15 protein-coding genes and 1 pseudogene (1 of these 16 cut by a window edge) are annotated in these 18,576 nt (G+C 72.2%); 10 read left to right on the forward strand and 6 right to left on the reverse strand.

Annotated features, from left to right (window positions below):
- Positions 1–84: 84 nt before the first annotated feature.
- A complete protein-coding gene (radA, locus tag ACLLJJ_RS22355; RefSeq protein WP_434594384.1) occupies positions 85–1,494 on the reverse strand; it encodes a DNA repair protein RadA in 1,410 nt (469 codons plus the stop codon).
- Positions 1,495–1,748: 254 nt separating this feature from the next.
- Between radA and ACLLJJ_RS22360 the strand changes: the two genes are divergently transcribed.
- Positions 1,749–3,494, forward strand: a complete 1,746-nt coding sequence (locus tag ACLLJJ_RS22360; RefSeq protein WP_434594387.1) for a BACON domain-containing protein — start codon at positions 1,749–1,751, stop codon at positions 3,492–3,494.
- Between the two features lie 21 nt (positions 3,495–3,515).
- On the opposite strand, the gene ACLLJJ_RS22365 is transcribed toward ACLLJJ_RS22360, so the two are convergent.
- A complete protein-coding gene (locus ACLLJJ_RS22365) occupies positions 3,516–4,340 on the reverse strand; it encodes a hypothetical protein (RefSeq protein WP_434594390.1) in 825 nt (274 codons plus the stop codon).
- 40 nt (positions 4,341–4,380) lie between these two features.
- On the opposite strand from ACLLJJ_RS22365, the gene ACLLJJ_RS22370 reads away from it, so the two are divergent.
- The 4 genes from ACLLJJ_RS22370 to ilvD all read left to right on the forward strand — a co-directional run bounded on the left by ACLLJJ_RS22370 (position 4,381) and on the right by ilvD (position 8,732).
- Positions 4,381–5,316 (forward strand): Ppx/GppA phosphatase family protein, encoded by a 936-nt coding sequence (locus ACLLJJ_RS22370; RefSeq protein WP_434594392.1) that lies wholly within the window; start codon positions 4,381–4,383, stop codon positions 5,314–5,316.
- Positions 5,317–5,336: 20 nt separating this feature from the next.
- Entirely contained in the window at positions 5,337–6,161 is an 825-nt protein-coding gene (locus ACLLJJ_RS22375) for a sugar phosphate isomerase/epimerase family protein (RefSeq protein WP_434594395.1), read from the forward strand.
- Positions 6,158–6,769: a TetR family transcriptional regulator gene (locus tag ACLLJJ_RS22380; RefSeq protein WP_434594398.1), complete on the forward strand. Its 612-nt coding sequence runs from the start codon at positions 6,158–6,160 to the stop codon at positions 6,767–6,769. The genes ACLLJJ_RS22375 and ACLLJJ_RS22380 overlap by 4 nt, the downstream gene beginning before the upstream one ends.
- 112 nt (positions 6,770–6,881) lie before the next feature.
- Positions 6,882–8,732 carry a dihydroxy-acid dehydratase gene (gene ilvD / locus ACLLJJ_RS22385; RefSeq protein WP_434594401.1) on the forward strand — a complete coding sequence of 617 codons (1,851 nt, stop codon included), beginning with the start codon at positions 6,882–6,884 and terminating at the stop codon, positions 8,730–8,732.
- Positions 8,733–8,766: 34 nt separating this feature from the next.
- On the opposite strand, the gene ACLLJJ_RS22390 is transcribed toward ilvD, so the two are convergent.
- A complete protein-coding gene (locus tag ACLLJJ_RS22390) occupies positions 8,767–10,098 on the reverse strand; it encodes a PQQ-binding-like beta-propeller repeat protein (protein ID WP_434600485.1) in 1,332 nt (443 codons plus the stop codon).
- 99 nt (positions 10,099–10,197) lie between these two features.
- On the opposite strand from ACLLJJ_RS22390, the pseudogene ACLLJJ_RS22395 reads away from it, so the two are divergent.
- Positions 10,198–10,620, forward strand: a pseudogene (locus ACLLJJ_RS22395) (hypothetical protein); the annotation flags it as partial.
- Between the two features lie 75 nt (positions 10,621–10,695).
- Here ACLLJJ_RS22395 and ACLLJJ_RS22400 read toward each other — a convergent pair.
- Positions 10,696–12,243: a SulP family inorganic anion transporter gene (locus tag ACLLJJ_RS22400; RefSeq protein ID WP_434594404.1), complete on the reverse strand. Its 1,548-nt coding sequence runs from the start codon at positions 12,241–12,243 to the stop codon at positions 10,696–10,698.
- 365 nt (positions 12,244–12,608) lie between these two features.
- Between ACLLJJ_RS22400 and ACLLJJ_RS22405 the strand changes: the two genes are divergently transcribed.
- The 3 genes from ACLLJJ_RS22405 to proC all read left to right on the forward strand — a co-directional run bounded on the left by ACLLJJ_RS22405 (position 12,609) and on the right by proC (position 15,610).
- Positions 12,609–13,400 (forward strand): ABC transporter ATP-binding protein, encoded by a 792-nt coding sequence (locus ACLLJJ_RS22405; protein WP_434594407.1) that lies wholly within the window; start codon positions 12,609–12,611, stop codon positions 13,398–13,400.
- A complete protein-coding gene (locus ACLLJJ_RS22410) occupies positions 13,397–14,134 on the forward strand; it encodes an ABC transporter permease (RefSeq protein ID WP_434594410.1) in 738 nt (245 codons plus the stop codon). Before ACLLJJ_RS22405 ends, ACLLJJ_RS22410 begins: the two co-directional genes overlap by 4 nt.
- A gap of 666 nt (positions 14,135–14,800) precedes the next feature.
- Positions 14,801–15,610, forward strand: coding sequence for a pyrroline-5-carboxylate reductase (gene proC / locus ACLLJJ_RS22415; RefSeq protein WP_434594413.1), 810 nt, complete (start codon positions 14,801–14,803; stop codon positions 15,608–15,610).
- A 460-nt stretch (positions 15,611–16,070) separates the two neighbouring features.
- Here the strand turns inward: proC and ACLLJJ_RS22420 are convergent, their stop codons facing one another.
- Complete coding sequence (locus ACLLJJ_RS22420) at positions 16,071–16,823, reverse strand: isochorismatase family protein (RefSeq protein ID WP_434594416.1); 753 nt, start codon at positions 16,821–16,823, stop codon at positions 16,071–16,073.
- Between the two features lie 257 nt (positions 16,824–17,080).
- Here ACLLJJ_RS22420 and ACLLJJ_RS22425 point away from each other — a divergent pair, with 257 nt between their 5' ends.
- Positions 17,081–18,049, forward strand: a complete 969-nt coding sequence (locus ACLLJJ_RS22425) for a GlxA family transcriptional regulator (protein ID WP_434600486.1) — start codon at positions 17,081–17,083, stop codon at positions 18,047–18,049.
- On the opposite strand, the gene trpS is transcribed toward ACLLJJ_RS22425, so the two are convergent.
- Positions 18,016–18,576: the 3' portion of a tryptophan--tRNA ligase gene (gene trpS, locus ACLLJJ_RS22430; protein ID WP_434594419.1), read on the reverse strand. 438 nt of this gene lie beyond the right edge of the window; the window shows 561 of its 999 coding nt (coding positions 439–999); its start codon lies beyond the right edge, outside the window; its stop codon occupies positions 18,016–18,018. The genes ACLLJJ_RS22425 and trpS overlap by 34 nt on opposite strands.

The following is an 18,576-nucleotide window of genomic DNA, read 5'->3' on the forward strand; positions in this document are numbered from 1 at the left end:
CTCCGGTCACGGGGTTGCGATGCCCCTCGGGGCATTGGACTTCGCCTCGCGTACTCGTACGGACGGGCGAGACCAGGGCAAAGTCTACCGGCGCTCATCCTCACTTCGTGGGGCCTGTGCACGAGCCCGGCGGGGAAGCACTCCGAGAGCCTCTCCCATGTCGGCCACTTCGGTGACCTTCATGCCTGCGGGAACCTTCCCCGGGTCGCTCGGGACCAGGGCGTGCGTGAACCCGAGGCGGTGTGCCTCGGCGAGTCTGCGCTGGACCCCCGTGACCCTCCTGACCTCGCCGGCGAGGCCCACTTCGCCGATCGCGACCAGGTTCTTGGGCAGCGGGGTGTCGCTCGCCGCGCTGGCCAGGGCGAGCGCGATGGCGAGGTCGGCGGCGGGCTCGGTGAGCTTCACTCCGCCCACCGTCGCGCTGTAGATGTCGCGCTTGCCGAGGGCGGTGATCCGGCCGCGCTGCTCCAGGACGGCGAGCATCATCGACACGCGTGACGTCTCCAGGCCCGATGTGGTGCGCCGGGGGGACGGGATCTGCGAGTCGACGGTCAGCGCCTGGACCTCGGCGACGAGCGGGCGCTTGCCTTCGAGGGTGACGGTCAGGCAGGTGCCGGGGACGGCCTCGTCGCGGCGGGTGAGGAAGAGCCCGGAGGGGTCGGCGAGCCCGGTGATGCCCTCGTCGTGCAACTCGAAGCAGCCGACCTCGTCGGTGGCGCCGTACCGGTTCTTGACGCCTCGTACGAGACGCAGCCTGGCGTGCCGGTCGCCCTCGAAGGACAGCACGACGTCCACGAGGTGCTCCAGGAGACGCGGTCCGGCGATCGCGCCTTCCTTGGTGACATGGCCGACCAGGATCGTCGACATGCCGCGCTCCTTGGACGCCCTGATGAGCGCGCCCGCGACCTCGCGGATCTGGGACATGCCGCCGGGCGCCCCGTCGATCTCCGGGGATGCCACGGTCTGTACGGAGTCGAGGACGAGCAGGGACGGCTTGACCGCGTCGAGGTGGCCGAGGACGGCGGAGAGGTCGGTCTCGGCGGCCAGATAGAGGTGGTCGCTGAGCGCGTTGATCCGGTCGGCGCGCATGCGCACCTGGCTCGCGGACTCCTCGGCCGTCACATACAGCGTGCGGTGGTCGTCGCTCGCCGCCTTCGCGGCCACGTCGAGCAGGAGGGTGGACTTGCCCACGCCCGGCTCACCCGCGAACAGCACCACGGCGCCCGGCACCAGGCCGCCGCCGAGGACCCGGTCGAGCTCGTCGACGCCGGTGGAGCGGGCGGTGGCGCTGCGGCCGTCGACCTGGCCGATGGGGAGCGCAGCCGTGCTCACCCGCCCGGCGGCCGTGGTCCGTACCGCGGACGTGCCGGTCTCCTCGATCGTGCCCCAGGCCTGGCATTCGGGGCAGCGGCCGAGCCACTTGACGGCCGTCCAACCGCACTCGGTGCAGCGGTAGGACGGTCGGTCCTTCGTGGATTTCGTACGGGCAGCCATGTCGGGAACCGTAGCCGTGACCACTGACACCGCGGACCACGGCCGCCACCGGGGGGCGGCCGACGCGTCGGCCGCCCCCCGGTGGCGGCGCGCGGCCGGGCTCTCCGGGGGACTCCGGAAGACCTCACGGCCCGTCGTCCCAGGGCCCCGGAATCCACGATTCCTGTCCCCTTTTGAGGGATACATTCACCCGTAAGGATTAAAAGTACTCAAGGGGCGCAAGGGCCCCGCTCCGCTCTGCCTACGGTCTGCGAGTGACGACCACCAGGCGGGAGCAGCCCAAGCAGCCCATGGACACCACCGGCGCGCACCGGGCGCGCAACAGGGTGCCCCGGCCCACGCTCGTGCAGGCTCCGCCCACGCGTTACGAGCCCTATCTCGACGGCCTGTTCACCTACTGCCTGTCCGTGCTCTGCGACCACGCCGAGGCCACCGCGGTCCTCGGCGAGGTACTGGCCATCTCCGAGCGCCGGCACGGGCGTTGTCCGTCCGGCGATCCCGAGCGCAGGGCCTGGTTGTACGCCCTCGCGCGGTGGGCCTGTCTGCGCAGGCTCGCCGAGCAGAGGCGGCGCCGCCAGGGAGCGCACACCGGGAGCCGCCCGCCCGTGCCCGCGCCGGTGAGCCCCGTCCCCGAGGAGACCGCCGCCTGCCACCGCGCCGAACTGGCCCTGCTGGCCTGGCCCGAGGCGGCCGGCACCACCCCCGAACAGCGTGACGCGCTGGAGCTCGCCGTACGGCACGGCCTCGGCCCGCGCGAGGTCGCCGCCGTGCTGGGGATGGACTACCCCTCCGCGCGTGAGCTGCTGGCCGCCGCGGCCTGCGAGGTGGAGCGGACCCGGGCCGCCCTCGCCGTCGTGGAGGGCGGGACCTGCCCGATCGTGGCCCGGCTGACCGGCGACAACCAGGTGCTGCTCGGCACCGCGCTGCGCCGCGAGCTCGTCCGGCACGTCGACGACTGCCCCCGCTGCCGGCGCTCCGCCGAGCGGGCCGGGGCGGGCGGCCCGTGGCCGGGTACGGGCGTCGCGCCCGCCGCGCTGCCCGTCGTGGCGGCGCCCAGGTCGGCGGCGTACGCGGCGATGCTGGCCGTCCCGAAGGTGCGCGTCGCGGCGCCCCGGTTCGACCGCGACGGCTTCCCGCTGGACCCCAAGGACCGCGCCGCGCGCCGCGACCGGCTGCGCACCAGGGCGGTCACGACGACAGTGGTGGCGACCGTGGTGGCCGCGCCGGTGTTCGCCCTCTGGGCGGCGTACCGGGGCGCGCCGCTCACCGGCGAGAGCCAGAGCGGCGCCTCCGTCACCGCGAGCGAGGCGGACGGCCCCGCCGAGGGCGATGGCGGTCGACACGACCGCGCGGGCGGCGACGACAGCTACGACGCGTACGAGAACGCGGGCAACGCCCGGCCCACCCCCGACTCCGACTTCACCCCGGGCGCCCACTCGCCGGACGTCTCGGTGCAGGTCGTCAGCGCTGGTACGGCCGTGCCCGGCCGCCCCGGCGAGGCCGCCGGGCGGCTGACGGTGGAGGCGCGGTCGGCGGGCAGCACGACGGTGGTCACGCTGACCGCGTCGGGCGCGTCGCCGGTTTCCTGGTCGGCGTATACGGACGCGTCCTGGCTCTATCTGAGCCAGTCTTCGGGCACGCTGGCACCAGGCGAATCGATCACTCTGTACGTCTCGGTGGACCATGAGCGGGAGCCGGCGGGCGCGTGGCGCGCCCGGATCGGCATCGGCCCGTCCGGCGCGATGATCGCGATCGAGGGCCACGGCCGGGGCGTGACGAACCCCCCGCCGGTCCCGACGAACCCCCCGCCCCCGGACCCGACCCCCACACACCCGACGACGCCGCCCCCGGACCCGGACCCGACCCCCACGGATCCGACGACCCCGCCGCCCGACCCGGACCCGACACCGACCCCGCCGGACCCGACGACCCCGCCCCCGACGTCGGACCCGCCGCCGTCGGAGCCGGCCCCTTCGGACTCACCGCCGCCGTCGGACTGAGCGGGTTCGCCGGTGGAGTGGTCAGGAACGGCCCGGGTCGGCCGGGTGCGGAGCCATCGGCAGCAGGGCGGCGAGGCGCTCCAGGCAGAGCTCCACCAGCCGGTCGTACGCCGCCTTGCCCATCAGCTCCGTGAGCTCCGGCCGGTACGTCACGTACACCGGATCGCCCGCCCCGTGCGCCGACGTCGCCGACGTGCACCACCAGTGCAGGTCGTGGCCGCCGGGGCCCCAGCCCCTGCGGTCGTACTCGCCGATGGTGACTTGCAGCACGCGTGTGTCGTCCGGCCGCTCGATCCAGTCGTACGTCCGCCGCACCGGCAGCTGCCAGCACACGTCCGGCTTGGTCTCCAGCGGCTCCTTGCCCTCCCGCAGCGCCAGAATGTGCAGCGAACAGCCCGCGCCGCCCTCGAAGCCCGGCCGGTTCTGGAAGATGCAGGAGCCGTCCCAGCGCCGCGTCTGGCGCTCGCCGTCGTCGTCGGTCTGGGTCCAGCCCGTCTCCGTACCGACGTCGTGGAACTGCCACACGTCCGGCGTCAGCCGCGCCACATGACCGGCCACGCGCTTCTCGTCGTCCTCGTCCGAGAAGTGCGCCCCCAGCGTGCAGCAGCCGTCGTCGGCCCGGCCCGCCACGATGCCCTGGCAGCCGCTGCCGAAGATGCAGCTCCACCGGGACGTCAACCAGGTCAGGTCGCAGCGGAAGATCTGCTCGTCGTCGGCGGGATCGGGGAACTCGACCCAGGCGCGTGCGAAGTCCAGACCCTTTTCGTCGGGCGCCTGTTGGGGCTGCTTGGCCTGCTTGGGCTGCTTAGAGGCTTTGTCCTGCTTCGCCTTTTTCGTCTTTGGCACGGGACAAGCCTATGCGCGTCGCCGCAGTAGCGTTCCGCCTATGAGACTCGGAGTCCTCGACGTGGGGTCGAACACGGTTCATCTGCTGGTGGTCGACGCGCACGCCGGCGCGCGCCCGCTTCCCGCGCACTCGCACAAGGCCGAACTGCGGCTCGCGGAGCTCCTCGACGAGGGCGGGGCGATCGGCGCCGAGGGCGTCGACCGGCTGGTGACAACGGTCGCCGAGGCACAGCAGGCGGCCGAGGACAAGGGCTGCGAGGACGTGCTGTCCTTCGCGACCTCCGCCGTGCGCGAGGCGACCAACGCCGACGAGGTGCTGGCCCGCGTCAAGCGCGAGACCGGCGTGGACCTCCAGGTGCTGAGCGGCGCCGAGGAGGCGCGGCTGACCTTCCTGGCCGCCCGCCGCTGGTTCGGCTGGTCGGCGGGCAAGCTGCTCGTCCTGGACATCGGCGGCGGCTCCCTGGAGGTCGCGTACGGGATCGACGAGGACCCCGACGCCGTCGTGTCGCTGCCGCTGGGGGCGGGCCGGCTGACCGCGGGCTGGCTGCCCGGCGACCCGCCGGAGGCGGCGGACGTGAAGGCGCTGCGCCGTCATGTACGGGCCCAGATCGCCCGTAACGTCGGCGAATTCAGCCGCTTCGGCAAGCCGGACCACGTCGTCGCGACATCCAAGACGTTCCGGCAGCTGGCGCGCATCGCGGGCGCGGCCCGCTCCACCGAGGGGCTCTACGTCCAACGTGAGCTGAGTCGCAAATCGCTGGAGGAGTGGGTGCCGAAACTGGCCGCGATGCCGATCGCGCAGCGGGCGACACTGCCCGGGGTGTCGGACGGCCGGGCCGCCCAACTGCTGGCGGGAGCCCTGGTCGCGGAGGGTGTGATGGACCTCTTCGGGGTCGAGACGCTGGAGATCTGCCCCTGGGCCCTGCGCGAGGGCGTCATCCTGCGCCGACTGGACCACCTGCCGACCACCGGGTGAGGGCCCGTACGCTGTCCCTCGTGGCAGAACCAGTGGTGCGCATCCCGGATGCGAAGGTCGCACTGTCCACGGCGTCCGTATATCCGGAGTCGACTGCGACGGCCTTCGAGATCGCCGCGCGCCTCGGCTACGACGGCGTCGAGGTCATGGTGTGGACGGACCCCGTCAGCCAGGACATCGAAGCCCTGCGCAGACTCTCCGACTATCACGGCGTGCCGATCCTGGCCGTCCACGCGCCCTGCCTGCTGATCACGCAGCGGGTGTGGTCCACCGATCCGTGGACCAAGCTCCAGCGCGCGCGGGCCGCCGCCGAGAAGCTCGGCGCGTCCACCGTCGTCGTGCACCCGCCGTTTCGCTGGCAGCGGCAGTACGCACGCGATTTCGTCAGCGGGATCTGGCGGATGGCGGACGAGACCGACATCAGGTTCGGTGTCGAGAACATGTACCCGTGGCGGTACAAGGACCGCGAGATGCTCGCGTACGCCCCCGACTGGGACGTCACGAAGGACGACTACCGCCACTTCACGATCGACCTGTCGCACACCGCGACCTCCCGCAGCGACGCCATGGCCATGATCGACCGGATGGGCGACCGGCTCGGCCACGTCCACCTGGCCGACGGCATGGGCTCGGGCAAGGACGAGCACCTGGTGCCAGGACGCGGCAACCAGCCCTGCGCGGAGCTGCTCGAACGTCTCGCGCGCGGCGGCTTCGACGGCCACGTCGTCATCGAGGTCAACACCCGGCGCGCCATGTCCTCCGCAGAACGTGAGGCCGACCTCGCGGAGGCGCTCGCCTTCACCCGCCTGCACCTCGCCTCGTCGCTCGGAGCCTCGCGGCCATGACGGACGCGGCGCCGCGACGACGCGGCCGCCCGCCCCGCTCCGAGAGCGCCGAGGGCCCCGGCGCCCGCGAGCGCATCCTGCAGGCGGCCCGCGCGGAATTCTCCGAGCGCGGCTACGACAAGACGTCCATGCGGGGCATCGCCAAGGCGGCGGGCGTCGACGCCGCGCTCGTGCACCACTACTTCGGTACGAAGGACGACGTCTTCGCCGCCGCCATCGAGATGTCCTTCGAGCCCGCGCTGGTACTGCCGGCGGTCATCGGCCAGAGCACGGACGGCCTCGGCGAGCGACTTGCCCGGTACTTCATCGGCGTCTGGGAGAACCCGGTGACGCGGGCCCCGCTGCTCGCGGTCGTACGGTCCGCGCTGACGAACGAGGCGGCGGCGAAGGTGCTGCGTACGTTCGTACTGCGCCGCCTCCTGGAGCGGATCGCGGCGGATCTCGATGTGCCGAACCCGACCTTCCGTGCGGAGCTGGCCGCCTCGCACATGATCGGGATCGCGATCCTGCGGTACGTCGTCAAGGTGGAGCCGATGGCGAGCGTCGACACGGAGGAGATCGTCGCCCTGGTGGCGCCGACGCTCCAGCGGTACCTGACCGAAGACTGAGCACTCCGTCCCGCATTTCGGACAAGCTGTCCAGGTCCTGGATACGGGCGTACGCTCGACAGCAGTCCTTTCCACGTCCAAGAGCCCACATCTGCTGAAGGAGCGAGCGACGATGCCCGAGCTGAGGTCCCGCACAGTCACCCACGGCCGCAACATGGCGGGTGCGCGCGCCCTTATGCGGGCGTCGGGCGTAGCGAGCGCGGACATCGGCAAGCCGATCATCGCGGTCGCCAACTCCTTCACCGAGTTCGTTCCCGGGCACACCCACCTCGCCCCGGTCGGCCGGATCGTGTCCGAGGCGATCCTGGCGGCGGGCGCGGTGCCCCGCGAGTTCAACACGATCGCCGTCGACGACGGCATCGCGATGGGCCACGCCGGGATGCTCTACTCGCTGCCCTCGCGCGACCTGATCGCCGACTCCGTCGAGTACATGGTCGAGGCGCACTGCGCGGACGCGCTGATCTGCATCTCCAACTGCGACAAGATCACGCCGGGCATGCTGATGGCCGCGATGCGCCTCAACATCCCGACCGTCTTCGTCTCCGGCGGACCGATGGAGGCCGGCAAGGCCACCCTCGTCGACGGCACGGTCCGCAAGCTCGACCTGGTCAACGCGATCTCGGACGCGGTCGACGAGTCGGTCTCCGACGAGGACATGCTCCGTATCGAGGAGAACGCCTGCCCGACCTGCGGTTCCTGTTCGGGCATGTTCACGGCCAACTCGATGAACTGCCTGACCGAGGTCCTCGGCCTGTCCCTGCCGGGCAACGGCTCGGTGCTGGCCACGCACACCGCTCGCAAGAGGCTGTATGAGCAGGCCGGCCGCACGGTCGTCGACATCACCAAGCGCTACTACGAGCAGAACGACGAGACGGTCCTGCCGCGCACCATCGGCACCCGCGCCGCGTTCGACAACGCCATGGCCATGGACATCGCCATGGGCGGCTCGACCAACACGATCCTGCACCTGCTCGCCGCCGCGCAGGAGGCCGAGCTGGACTACGACCTCGACGACATCAACGAGGTCTCCCGCCGCGTCCCGTGCCTGGCCAAGGTCGCTCCGAACGTGGCGCCCGGCGGCACGTACTACATGGAGGACGTGCACCGGGCCGGTGGCATCCCCGCGATCATCGGCGAGCTCTACCGCGGCGGGCTGCTGAACGAGGACGTCCACTCGGTGCACTCCGCCTCCCTCGCCGACTGGGTCAAGACCTGGGACGTGCGTGGCGGCTCACCGTCCGCCGAGGCCGTCGAGATGTGGCACGCGGCCCCCGGCTGCGTCCGCTCCGCGACCGCCTTCTCGCAGTCCGAGCGCTGGGCGACCCTGGACCTGGACGCGGCCGGCGGCTGCATCCGGGACATCGAGCACGCCTACTCCAAGGACGGCGGCCTGGCTGTCCTCAAGGGCAATCTGGCCGAGGACGGCTGTGTCGTGAAAACCGCCGGCGTCGACGAGTCCATCTGGACCTTCGAGGGCCCGGCCGTCGTCTGCGAGTCGCAGGACGAGGCCGTCGACAAGATCCTCCGCAAGGAGATCGAGCCGGGCGACGTCGTCGTCATCCGTTACGAGGGCCCCAAGGGCGGCCCCGGCATGCAGGAGATGCTCTACCCGACGTCCTTCCTCAAGGGCCTGGGCCTGGGCAAGGTCTGCGCACTGGTCACGGACGGCCGTTTCTCCGGCGGTACGTCGGGCCTGTCGATCGGCCACGCGTCGCCGGAGGCCGCGTCGGGCGGCACGATCGCCCTCGTCGAGAACGGCGACCGCATCCGCATCGACATTCCCAACCGGACGATCGAGCTGGTCGTCCCGGACGAGGAGCTGACGACGCGCCGCGAGGCGCTCGGTGGCGTGTACGAGCCGAAGAACCGGGACCGCAAGGTCTCGGTCGCGCTGCGCGCGTACGCCGCGATGGCGACCAGCGCGGACAAGGGCGCCGTCCGCGACGTCTCGCTGCTGGGCTGAGCCGGGGGGCGGGGGGACGGTCGTCCCCCCGCTCTCACCAGCCCGCCGGGTCCCTCGCGTCCACGGCGAAGACCGATCCGTCGGGGGCGGTCGCGAAGACCTTCTCCCCGACGGCGACCGGCGCCGGAAGCGTCGGCGTGAACGTCTGCCGCCCGCCGTCCATCCGCGGCTCGCTCTGACCGAGCAGCGCGCCGTCGGCCGCGTCCACCGCCAGCAGCCGCCCGTCGGCCGCGGCCAGGTACACCCGGTCCCGGGTCGCGACCGGCTGCGAAGCCCGGCTGACCGAGGTTTCGAGCCGCCACCGCTGGGCGTCCCGCGCGCCGCCGGTGCGCCGCGTGTCGACGGCCAGCAGCGAGCCACCGGCCCCGAACACATACGCCGTGTCCCCGTGCACCGCGGCCTGCGCCTGGTCGACCGGGGTGACCAGCGGGACGCGCCGGGCTGTGCGGGCGCCGGGCGCGATGTCGAGACGTACGACCGCGTTGGTCAGGGAGTCGGTGTCGTACGCCAGCAGGAACAGGGCGCCGCCCGACGCGGCGACCGGACCGAGCATCCCGTCCAGTCGCTCCTCCCACAGCACGGCGCCACTGTCCGGATCGACCGCGCCGACCGTGCTGGACGTACCGTCGGCCGAGGGCGTGACGGAAAGCGCGGGACCGCCGCCGTCCGACGCCACCCACTGGGTGCCGAGCCCGCCGCGCCGCTCGGTCCAGCGCGTTCTGCCGGTGGTGTTGCTGACGGCTTCGACCGTGCCGTCGGCGGTCACCAGGAGCACGGACCGCGCGGTGTGCAGGATGGTCGGGTACGTGGAGATGCCGATGCTCCAGCGCTTCGCGCCGGACTTCGGATCGAGGGCCTCCAGCCGCTCCCCGCCCGGCGCGACGACCTGAAGCAGCCCGCCGGAGAGCACGGGGGTGCGGTCCTGCCCGGCGCGCCGGGACAAACCGGAGGCCTCCTTCGACCAGACGGTGGCGCCGTCGGCGGGGTCGAGCCGGGAGGCCTTGACCCCGGGGGCGTTGCAGTAGAGGGCGTGACCGGCGTACGAGCAGGCGGGGGTGTTGTTCTCACCACGGGACGGCATGGAAACCTGCCACGCCCGAGGCGGCTCCTCCGTCTCACCTCGCCCCTTCTCCCCCTGCACGGTGGGCAGATGAGACTCGGGCGGATCGCCCGCCGCCATCGCGTGGACGCCGTACGCCCCACCGGCGAGCAGCGACGCCAGAGCCACCCCGAGCACGGCCCGTCGACGGGACGCTCTGCGCGGGGGTGGGGCGATCGGGGGAGCGGCGGGCGGTGGCGACTCCACCGCCACAAAGCCCTGGGTGTCGTCGGCCGTCCGGTACCCGGCGGACCGCAGCGCGGCCATCAGCTCGTCCGGGGTGGGCCGGTCGGCGGGATCCTTCGCCAGGCAGCGTGTGATCAGGGGGATCAGTACGTCCGGCACGCCCGCCAAATCCGGCTCGTTGTGCACCACTTGAACGGCTACGCCCTGCGCCGCGCCGGAGTCGCACTCGGCTCGCTGGCGCTGACGGTCGCCGCCTGCTTCGTGCTGCGCTTCGCCTACCAGGGGCTGGAGATCGCCCAGATCGGCGGCTGGGTCAATCTCATGGTCGTCGTGATGTTCGCGATCTGCAGCGCGATCGCTTTCCGCCGCACCTGGGAGGGATACTCGCGCCGCCCCGACCCCAGCACCGAGGCCTCGCTGCGCAGCCTGAAGGGCATCGGCTTCATCGGCAGCCTGCTCGCGTACTTCTTCCGCGCGCTGGCAGAGGCCCCGGGCGAGAAGCTGCGCCGCGTCGAGTACGAGACGGCTCTCACCCAGTACGAGCGCCGCCGAGGCACCCGTACGGGCAACCCGGCCGCCCGCAAGAAGAGGCCGCGAAAGTAACCCCGCCGGGGGGCAAACAGCGGCACATCCGCGCCCGCCCCGGCAGCCAGCGGCGCCCCACGCCCCCACCCTCGCTCACGCAACCCGTGCCGAAGCCACCCCGTCCTCCTCGTCGTCCTCGGACGCGACTCCCGCCGCCCTGCGCGCCGCCCGCCGCCGCTCAGCCCAGCCCTCCAGCGCCGCAGCGCACGCATGATCGACGTGCCGCAGCCCGCCCAGATCCAGCCGTACGCGCCGCTCGTGCGGCAACGCCTCCAACGCGTCCAGCAGCTTCGGCAACCGCAGGAACGTGGCGTTGCCCCGGACCCGTACCCACAGGCCGTGCTCCGCGCCCAGGTCCTCCGTCTCGATGTGCACATGACTGGTGTCCCACGCCGTCTTGGCGACGGCCAGCAGCAGCCCAGCGAGCACGCCCTCGAAGAGATCCGTGACGACGATCGCCCCGGCCGTCACGCCCAGCACGACCGCCTCCCCGCGATGCCCGCGCCACAGCGTGGCCAGCGACTTCGCCCCGGGGACGAGCTTCCAGCCCGCGTGGACGAGGATCCCGGCCAGCGCGGCCACCGGAATCACCCCGAGCGCCGCGGGCACCGCCGCCGCGAAGACCAGCAGCCACACCCCGTGCAGCACCCGCGAGGCCTTGGTGCGCGCACCGGCCCGCACATTGGCCGCGCTCCGCACGATGACGGCGGTCATCGGCAGCGCACCGAGGACTCCGCAGACCGCGTTGCCCGCGCCCTGCGCGATGAGTTCCTTGTCGTAGTCCGTCCGGGGCCCGTCGTGCAGCCGGTCGACGGCAGCCGCGCTGAACAGCGACTCAGCGGAGGCGATCAGCGCGAAGGCCAGTACGGTCCCGATGACCCCGACCTCCGCGAGGCGCGCGAAGGAGGCGAGGTCGGGCGGTTGTACGGCGTCGAGCAGCCCGTGCACCTCCACGCGCCGCACCGGCAGATCCAACAACGCGGTGATGCCGGCGGCCAGCGCGACGGCCACCAGCGGCGCAGGCGCCACCCGTGCCGCGGCCCGCCACTTGGGCCAGCAGACCAGCACCGCGACCGTGCCCACCCCGATGGCCAGCGCAGTCGGAGCGGGGGCGCCCGGACCACCGCCCGGCGCGGTGAGCCCGGCGACCAGCCCCGGCAGCCCGGCGATTTTCTGCACCCCGCCCGTCGGAGCCTCCGTGTCGGCCAGCGTGTACACCTGGCCGGTCATGAGGACGAGCCCGATCCCGGCGAGCATGCCCTGGACGACGGCGACCGAGATGGCCCGGAACCACCGGCCGAGCCCGAGCACCCCCATCCCCAGCTGCAGAAGTCCGGCGGCCAGGACGAGCATCCCGAGTGCGCCGACGCCGTACCTCTGCACGGCTTCGTACACGAGCACGGTGAGCCCGGCGGCCGGCCCGCTGACGTGCAGGCTGCTGCCGGGCAGCGCCCCGGCGACGAGTCCGCCGACGATGCCGGTGATCAGACCGAGCTCGGCCGGAACGCCGGACGCGACGGCGACACCGACACAAAGCGGCAGGGCGATGAGGAAGACGACCAGGGACGCGGTGAGGTCGGCGCGCCGGGACGCCCACGACCGGACGCGTAATGACCGAGCACCCAAGGACAGACGGCTCACCGCGGCACCTCCACGCACCCTTACGGACAACGAATTTCATTGTCTGACAAGGGAGTTGGGCGGGGCGTGACTTTCCACCACGTACCTGTGGATACGGAAGCACGCGGGGCGCAACGCGGCAGATCACCCCCACCCGAGGTCACCCGACGCCCCGCACGCGCCGGTCGCACGGCCACGCGCGACCGCACCACGGCGCGTCACGCACCTCGCGCACGTGGAACGCACACGCCCCGCACGCGCCTGCCGCACGGACTCCGCCGACCGTGACCGCGCGGCAGCGCGCGCCGCGGCACCCCGCACCGCACCGCACCGCCTGCCCCCCCGGGTTCTTGACGGGGCAGTCTCCCGGGAGCATTATTCATCGCATGATGAATAATGCTCCCGGATCGACCGCCCCGGCAGCGGGGGCTGCCATCGAGGCCCGCGATCTCACCGTCGTACGCGGCCCCCGCACCGTCCTGCGCGGACTCGACTTCGCCGTGGGCCGCGGTGGTATCACCGGCCTTCTCGGCCCGTCCGGCTGCGGAAAATCCACCCTGATGCGGGCGGTCGTGGGCACCCAGGCCAAAGTCACCGGCACCCTCGAAGTCCTCGGTCTCCCGGCGGGCGACGCCGCGCTCCGCCCCCGCATCGGCTACGTCACGCAAGCGCCGTCCGTCTACGCCGACCTGACGGTCCGCCAGAATCTCGACTACTTCGCGGCCGTCCTGCGACCCGGCCGCAACCACCGGGACGCCCGCCACGAGGCCGTCACCCGCGCCATCTCCGACGTGGACCTCACCTCGCACGCCGACTCCCTGGCGGGCAACCTCTCCGGCGGCCAGCTCAGCCGTGTCTCGCTCGCCGTCGCCCTGCTGGGTACGCCCGAACTCCTCGTACTCGACGAACCGACCGTCGGCCTCGACCCGGTGCTGCGCCGCGACCTGTGGAGCCTCTTCCACTCCATCGCCGCCGACCGAGGCGCCACTCTCCTGGTCTCCTCGCACGTCATGGACGAGGCCGAGCGCTGCCACCGCCTGCTCCTCATGCGCGAGGGCGTGATCCTGGCCGACGACACCCCCGAAACGCTGCGCTCCCGCACCCACACGGAGACGGTGGAAGAGGCCTTCCTCCGCCTGGTCGACCAGGCCGACGCACTCCAGGAGCAAGCCCGATGAACGCATCCCGCACCTTCGCCACCGCCACCCGCGTCCTGGCCCAACTCCGCCACGACCCACGGACCATCGCGCTGCTGATCCTCATCCCGGTCGTGATGATCACGCTGCTGCGCTTCGTCTTCGACGCGAGCCCGCAGACCTTCGACTCCATCGGCGCCTCGCTGCTCGGTATCTTCCCGCTGATCACGATGTTCCTGGTGACCTCCATCGCGACCCTGCGCGAACGCACCTCGGGCACCCTGGAGCGCCTGCTGGCCATGCCGCTCGGCAAGGGCGACCTGATCGCGGGTTACGCGCTGGCCTTCGGCGCACTCGCCGTCGTCCAGTCCGCGCTGGCCACGGGCCTGTCGCTGTGGCTGCTCGACCTGGACGCGGTGGGCTCCCCATGGCTCCTGCTGCTGATCGCGCTGCTGGACGCACTGCTCGGAACGGCGCTCGGCCTGTTCGTATCGGCCTTCGCAGCCTCGGAATTCCAGGCGGTGCAGTTCATGCCGGCGGTGGTCTTCCCCCAACTTCTCCTGTGCGGCCTGTTCACCCCGCGCGACCAGATGCAGCCGGTCCTGGAAGCGATCTCCAACGTCCTGCCCATGTCGTACGCGGTGGACGGCATGAACGAGGTCCTGCGCCACTCGGAGGTAACGGCCGCATTCGTCCGGGACGCATCCATCGTGGCGGCCTGCGCGCTCCTGGTCCTGACACTGGGAGCAGCAACGCTCCGCCGTCGGACGGCGTAGCAACGACGCACAGCCGTCCGACGTCCAAGAACGGGATCGGGTAAGCGAGCCCCACCCCGCCCACTTCAGCCCGTCGGGCGTTTGAGGACCGGAACCGGGGCGCAGGGCGGCCCGCACGTTCCCCACCCCGCCCACCTCAGCCCGTCCGGCGTTCGAGGAATGGCACCGGGGTACGAGGCGGCCCCGGAGTACTCGCACCCCCCTACCTCAGCCCGTCCGGCGTTTGAGGACCTGGGTCTGGGGCGGAGCCCCAGTTTCGCGAAGGGGCGGGTAGGGGACCGCGCCGCAGGCAACCCGCACCCGCGCCGCAGGCAACCCGCACCCGCACCCGCACCCGCAGGCAACCCGCACCGCTCCGGCCCGCACCGTGAGGCCACCCGCACCTGTACGCACCCGCACCCGCACCCACCTACCCGCACCCGCACCCACCTACCCCCGCAAGCCGCCCCGCACCCACCCACACCTCCGCGCCCCACTCGCCGCCACCCGCCTCCGCTCACCTCCGTTCCGCCCACCGGACACCCACCCCCACTCACCACCCCCGATGCGAAGATGTCCAGGACACGCACCCCAGGGCCCGCACCAGAGACCGAGACCCACCCAGGGGCTCCGGGGCCCAGGACGACCCCGCACCCAGGACACGCACCCCACCGGCGAGGTGACCGCATGACCCAGACAGTCGCATTCCTAGGTACCGGAAAAATCGGCGAAGCGTTGCTCAGCGGAATGATCCGAGCCGGCTGGAGCCCCGCCGACCTCCTGGTCACCACCCGCCGCCCCGAACGCGCCGAAGAGCTCCGCACCCGCTACGGCGTGGAGCCCGTCACCAATGCCGAGGCCGCCAAGCGCGCAGACACCCTCATCCTCACGGTGAAGCCGCAGGACATGGGCAAGCTCCTCGACGAGCTCGCCCCGCACGTCCCCGCCGACCGTCTCGTCATCAGTGGCGCGGCGGGCATTCCCACCGCGTTCTTCGAGGAGCGCCTCGCTCCGAACACCCCAGTCGTCCGGGTCATGACGAACACCCCCGCTCTCGTCGACGAGGCCATGTCGGTCATCTCGGCCGGCAGCCACGCGACCCCCGAACACCTCCTCCACACCGAGGAGATCTTCGGCGGCGTCGGCAAGACCCTCCGCGTCCCGGAGTCCCAGCAGGACGCGGCCACCGCGCTCTCCGGTTCGGGCCCGGCGTACTTCTACTTCCTCGTCGAGGCGATGACCGACGCCGGCATCCTCCTGGGCCTGCCTCGCGACAAGGCGCACGACCTCATCGTCCAGGCAGCCATCGGCGCCTCGGTGATGCTCCGCGACAGCGGCGAGCACCCGGTGAAACTCCGCGAGGCGGTCACGTCCCCCGCCGGCACAACGATCAACGCGATCCGCGAGCTTGAGAACCACGGTGTACGAGCGGCCCTCATCGCCGCCCTGGAAGCGGCCCGGGACCGCAGCCGCGAACTGGCCTCGGGCAAGGGCTGACCCGCCTGCGTGCAGCCACCCGCACGCACCCCACCCGACGAGTCCCCGTCACGAGCCGCTACCCGCACACAGGCAGGCCACCACCGCCCAGCTTCCCCCGTGACGCACCCGCCACCCGCGCACAGCCGACCAGCGCCGCCCAGCGAGTCCCCGTCACGAGCCGCTACCCGCACACAGGCAGGCCACCACCGCCCAGCTTCCCCCGTGACGCACCCGCCACCCGCGCACAGCCGACCAGCGCCGCCCAGCGAGTCCCCGTCACGAGCCGCTACCCGCACACAGGCAGGCCACCACCGCCCAGCTTCCCCCGTGACGCACCCGCCACCCGCGCACAGCCGACCAGCACCACCCAGCGATCCCCCGTCACGGAGCCGCTACCCGCACACAGACGGGTCAGCACCACGCAGCTACCCCCGTCACGGAGCCCGCCACCCGCACACAGCCGACCAGCACCACCCAACTAATCCCCGTCCACGGAGCCGGTGGCCCGCGCGGAGCCCGCCGCACGCACAAGCTCCTCCGTCCGCACCACCGTCGCGAACCCACCGCCGTGCAACGACACCGCGGTGGCCCGCGCCAGCTCGTCCGCGCTCAGCGCCCACCCCCACGGCCCCACCGCGTCGAAGGTGTACGTCGCATCCAGCGCGAAGAACACCTCGTACCCGAGATTCCCGCCCATCCGGGCCGTGGTCTCCGCGCACATGTTGGTCTGAATCCCGGCCACCACCAGCTGCCCCCGCGCCCCACCACCGGCACGCGACGCGCCACCCTCACCGAGCCCCAAACCCCCACCCGCCCCGCGCATCACGTCATCCCCACCCACCCCGCGCGTCAAGGCATCCCCACCCGCCCCGCGCCCCGCGCCACCCCGCAGCCACGCATCCAGATCCGGCGTTCCGTAGAACGCGGAGTTCACACTCTTCGTCACGAACAGCTCGCCCCCGGCCGCCGCGCCCCGCCTCCCCTTGCCTCGCCTCTTCTCCACGTACTCCTTGAAGCCGTTCCCCTCGTACCCCACCCGCAGTGGCGACGCGGGCTTCAACGAGTCGTGCCGTACGAACACCACCGGCCGCCCCGTCGCCTGCCATACGTCGATCAGCGCGGCGATGTTGTCATCGGCCGCCGGATTGTTCCGCACACCCCAGTGCTCCTCCTCCTCGAATCCCTTCTGTACGTCGACAACCACCAGCGCTGCGTTCTCTGTGATCTCCATGGGAACGATGCTGCCGCCCCGGCCCCACACAGCCCAGACAACGAAAAGCCATCGATCGATGCTTTACTGCCAAGGTGCCCTCCCAAGCCAAGCGAGCCGCCGCGCGAGCCACGCCCCACGCCGCGCGAGCCACACCCCAAGCCAAGCAAGCCATCGCGCAAGCCACGCCGCAATCCACGCAAGCCACACCCCAAGCCAAGGGAGCCGCCAAGCAAGCCACGCTCCAGGCCACGCCCCACACCCCCCACACCCCCCACATCGCACTCCTCGCCTTCCCCGGCATCCGCGCCTTCGACGTCTCCGTCATCACCGAGGTCTGGGGTGTGGACCGCACCGATCGTGGCGTCCCCGACTTCACCCTGCGCCGCGTCGCCGAGGACCGGACCCCCGTCCCCATGCGCGGCGGCCTCACGCTCACCCCCGACCGCGCGCTCAGCTGGCTCGCCGACGCGGACCTGGTCGTCGTCCCCGGTCTCGACGACCATCTCGCCCCGGCCCCGCCGCGAGTCCTCGCCGCGCTCCGCCGCGCCCATGCCCGAGGCACCCCGATCGCGGCCCTCTGCGGAGGCGCCTTCACGCTCGCCCAGGCCGGGCTGCTCGACGGCCGCCGCGCCATCACCCACTGGAACCTCACGCACCTCCTGCGTACCCACCACCCTCGCGTCACCGTCGTCCCCGACGCCCTCCATATCGAGGACGACAACATCTGGACCTCGGCAGGCACCGCCGCAGGCATCGATCTCTGTCTGCACCTGGTCCGTGCGGCCCACGGCGCCGAGGTCGCCGCGACCATCGCGCGCTCGATGGTCACGGCCCCGTTCCGCACCGGCACCCAGGCCCAGTTCATCGAGCACCCGACGCCCCGCGCGGACCGCGACGCCGACGCACTGGCCTCCGTACGCGAATACGCGCTGCGCCACCTCGACGAGCCGCTCACCATCACCGACCTGGCGGCCCGCGCCGGAATGTCCCCCCGTTCCTTCGCGCGCCACTTCACCGCGACCACCGGCACCACCCCGCAGCGCTGGCTCGTCACCCAGCGACTCACCTCCGCCCAGAAGCTCCTCGAACGCACCGACCACCCCATCCCCGAGGTGGCCCGCCGCGCCGGCTTCGGCAGCGAGGTGACCATGCGCCAGCATTTCGCCGCCCACCTCGCGACCAGCCCGCGCGACTACCGCGCGGCGTTCCGTCAGCCCGCGGGCAACAGCCCGATGGCTCGATAGGCCGCGTCCACTCGCGGCCGGGCCATCCCCCGAGCCCGCTCGGCCCCCTCCTTCAGTACGCCGTCCACGTATCCGGGATCGGCCGCCAACGCCGCATGCCGCTCCCGCACCGGACGCAGCAGCTCGACAACCGCGTCAGCGGTGTCCTTCTTCAACGCTCCGTACGACGCGTACGCTCCGGCCAACTCCGCCGGGTCCCCGCCCTCACAGGCCGCGAGCACATCCAACAGATTCGCGACGCCAGGCCTGGCCGCCCGGTCATACTCCACTTCAGTACCGCTGTCGGTGACCGCCCGCATGATCTTCTTCCGCGCCACTGCGGGCTCGTCGAGCAGATAGACGATCCCGGCGGTGGCCGCGTGCGACTTGCCCATCTTGGAAACGGGGTCCTGAAGGTCCATGACGCGCGCCGCCACCACCGGCCGCGTGGCCCTGGGCACCACGAAGGTGTGCCCGTAGCGCTGGTTGAAGCGGACCGCCAGATCCCGCGTCAGCTCGACGTGCTGCGTCTGGTCGTCCCCCACAGG

The sequence above is a fragment of the Streptomyces sp. A5-4 genome, assembly GCF_051131715.1.
GTDB lineage: Bacteria > Actinomycetota > Actinomycetes > Streptomycetales > Streptomycetaceae > Streptomyces.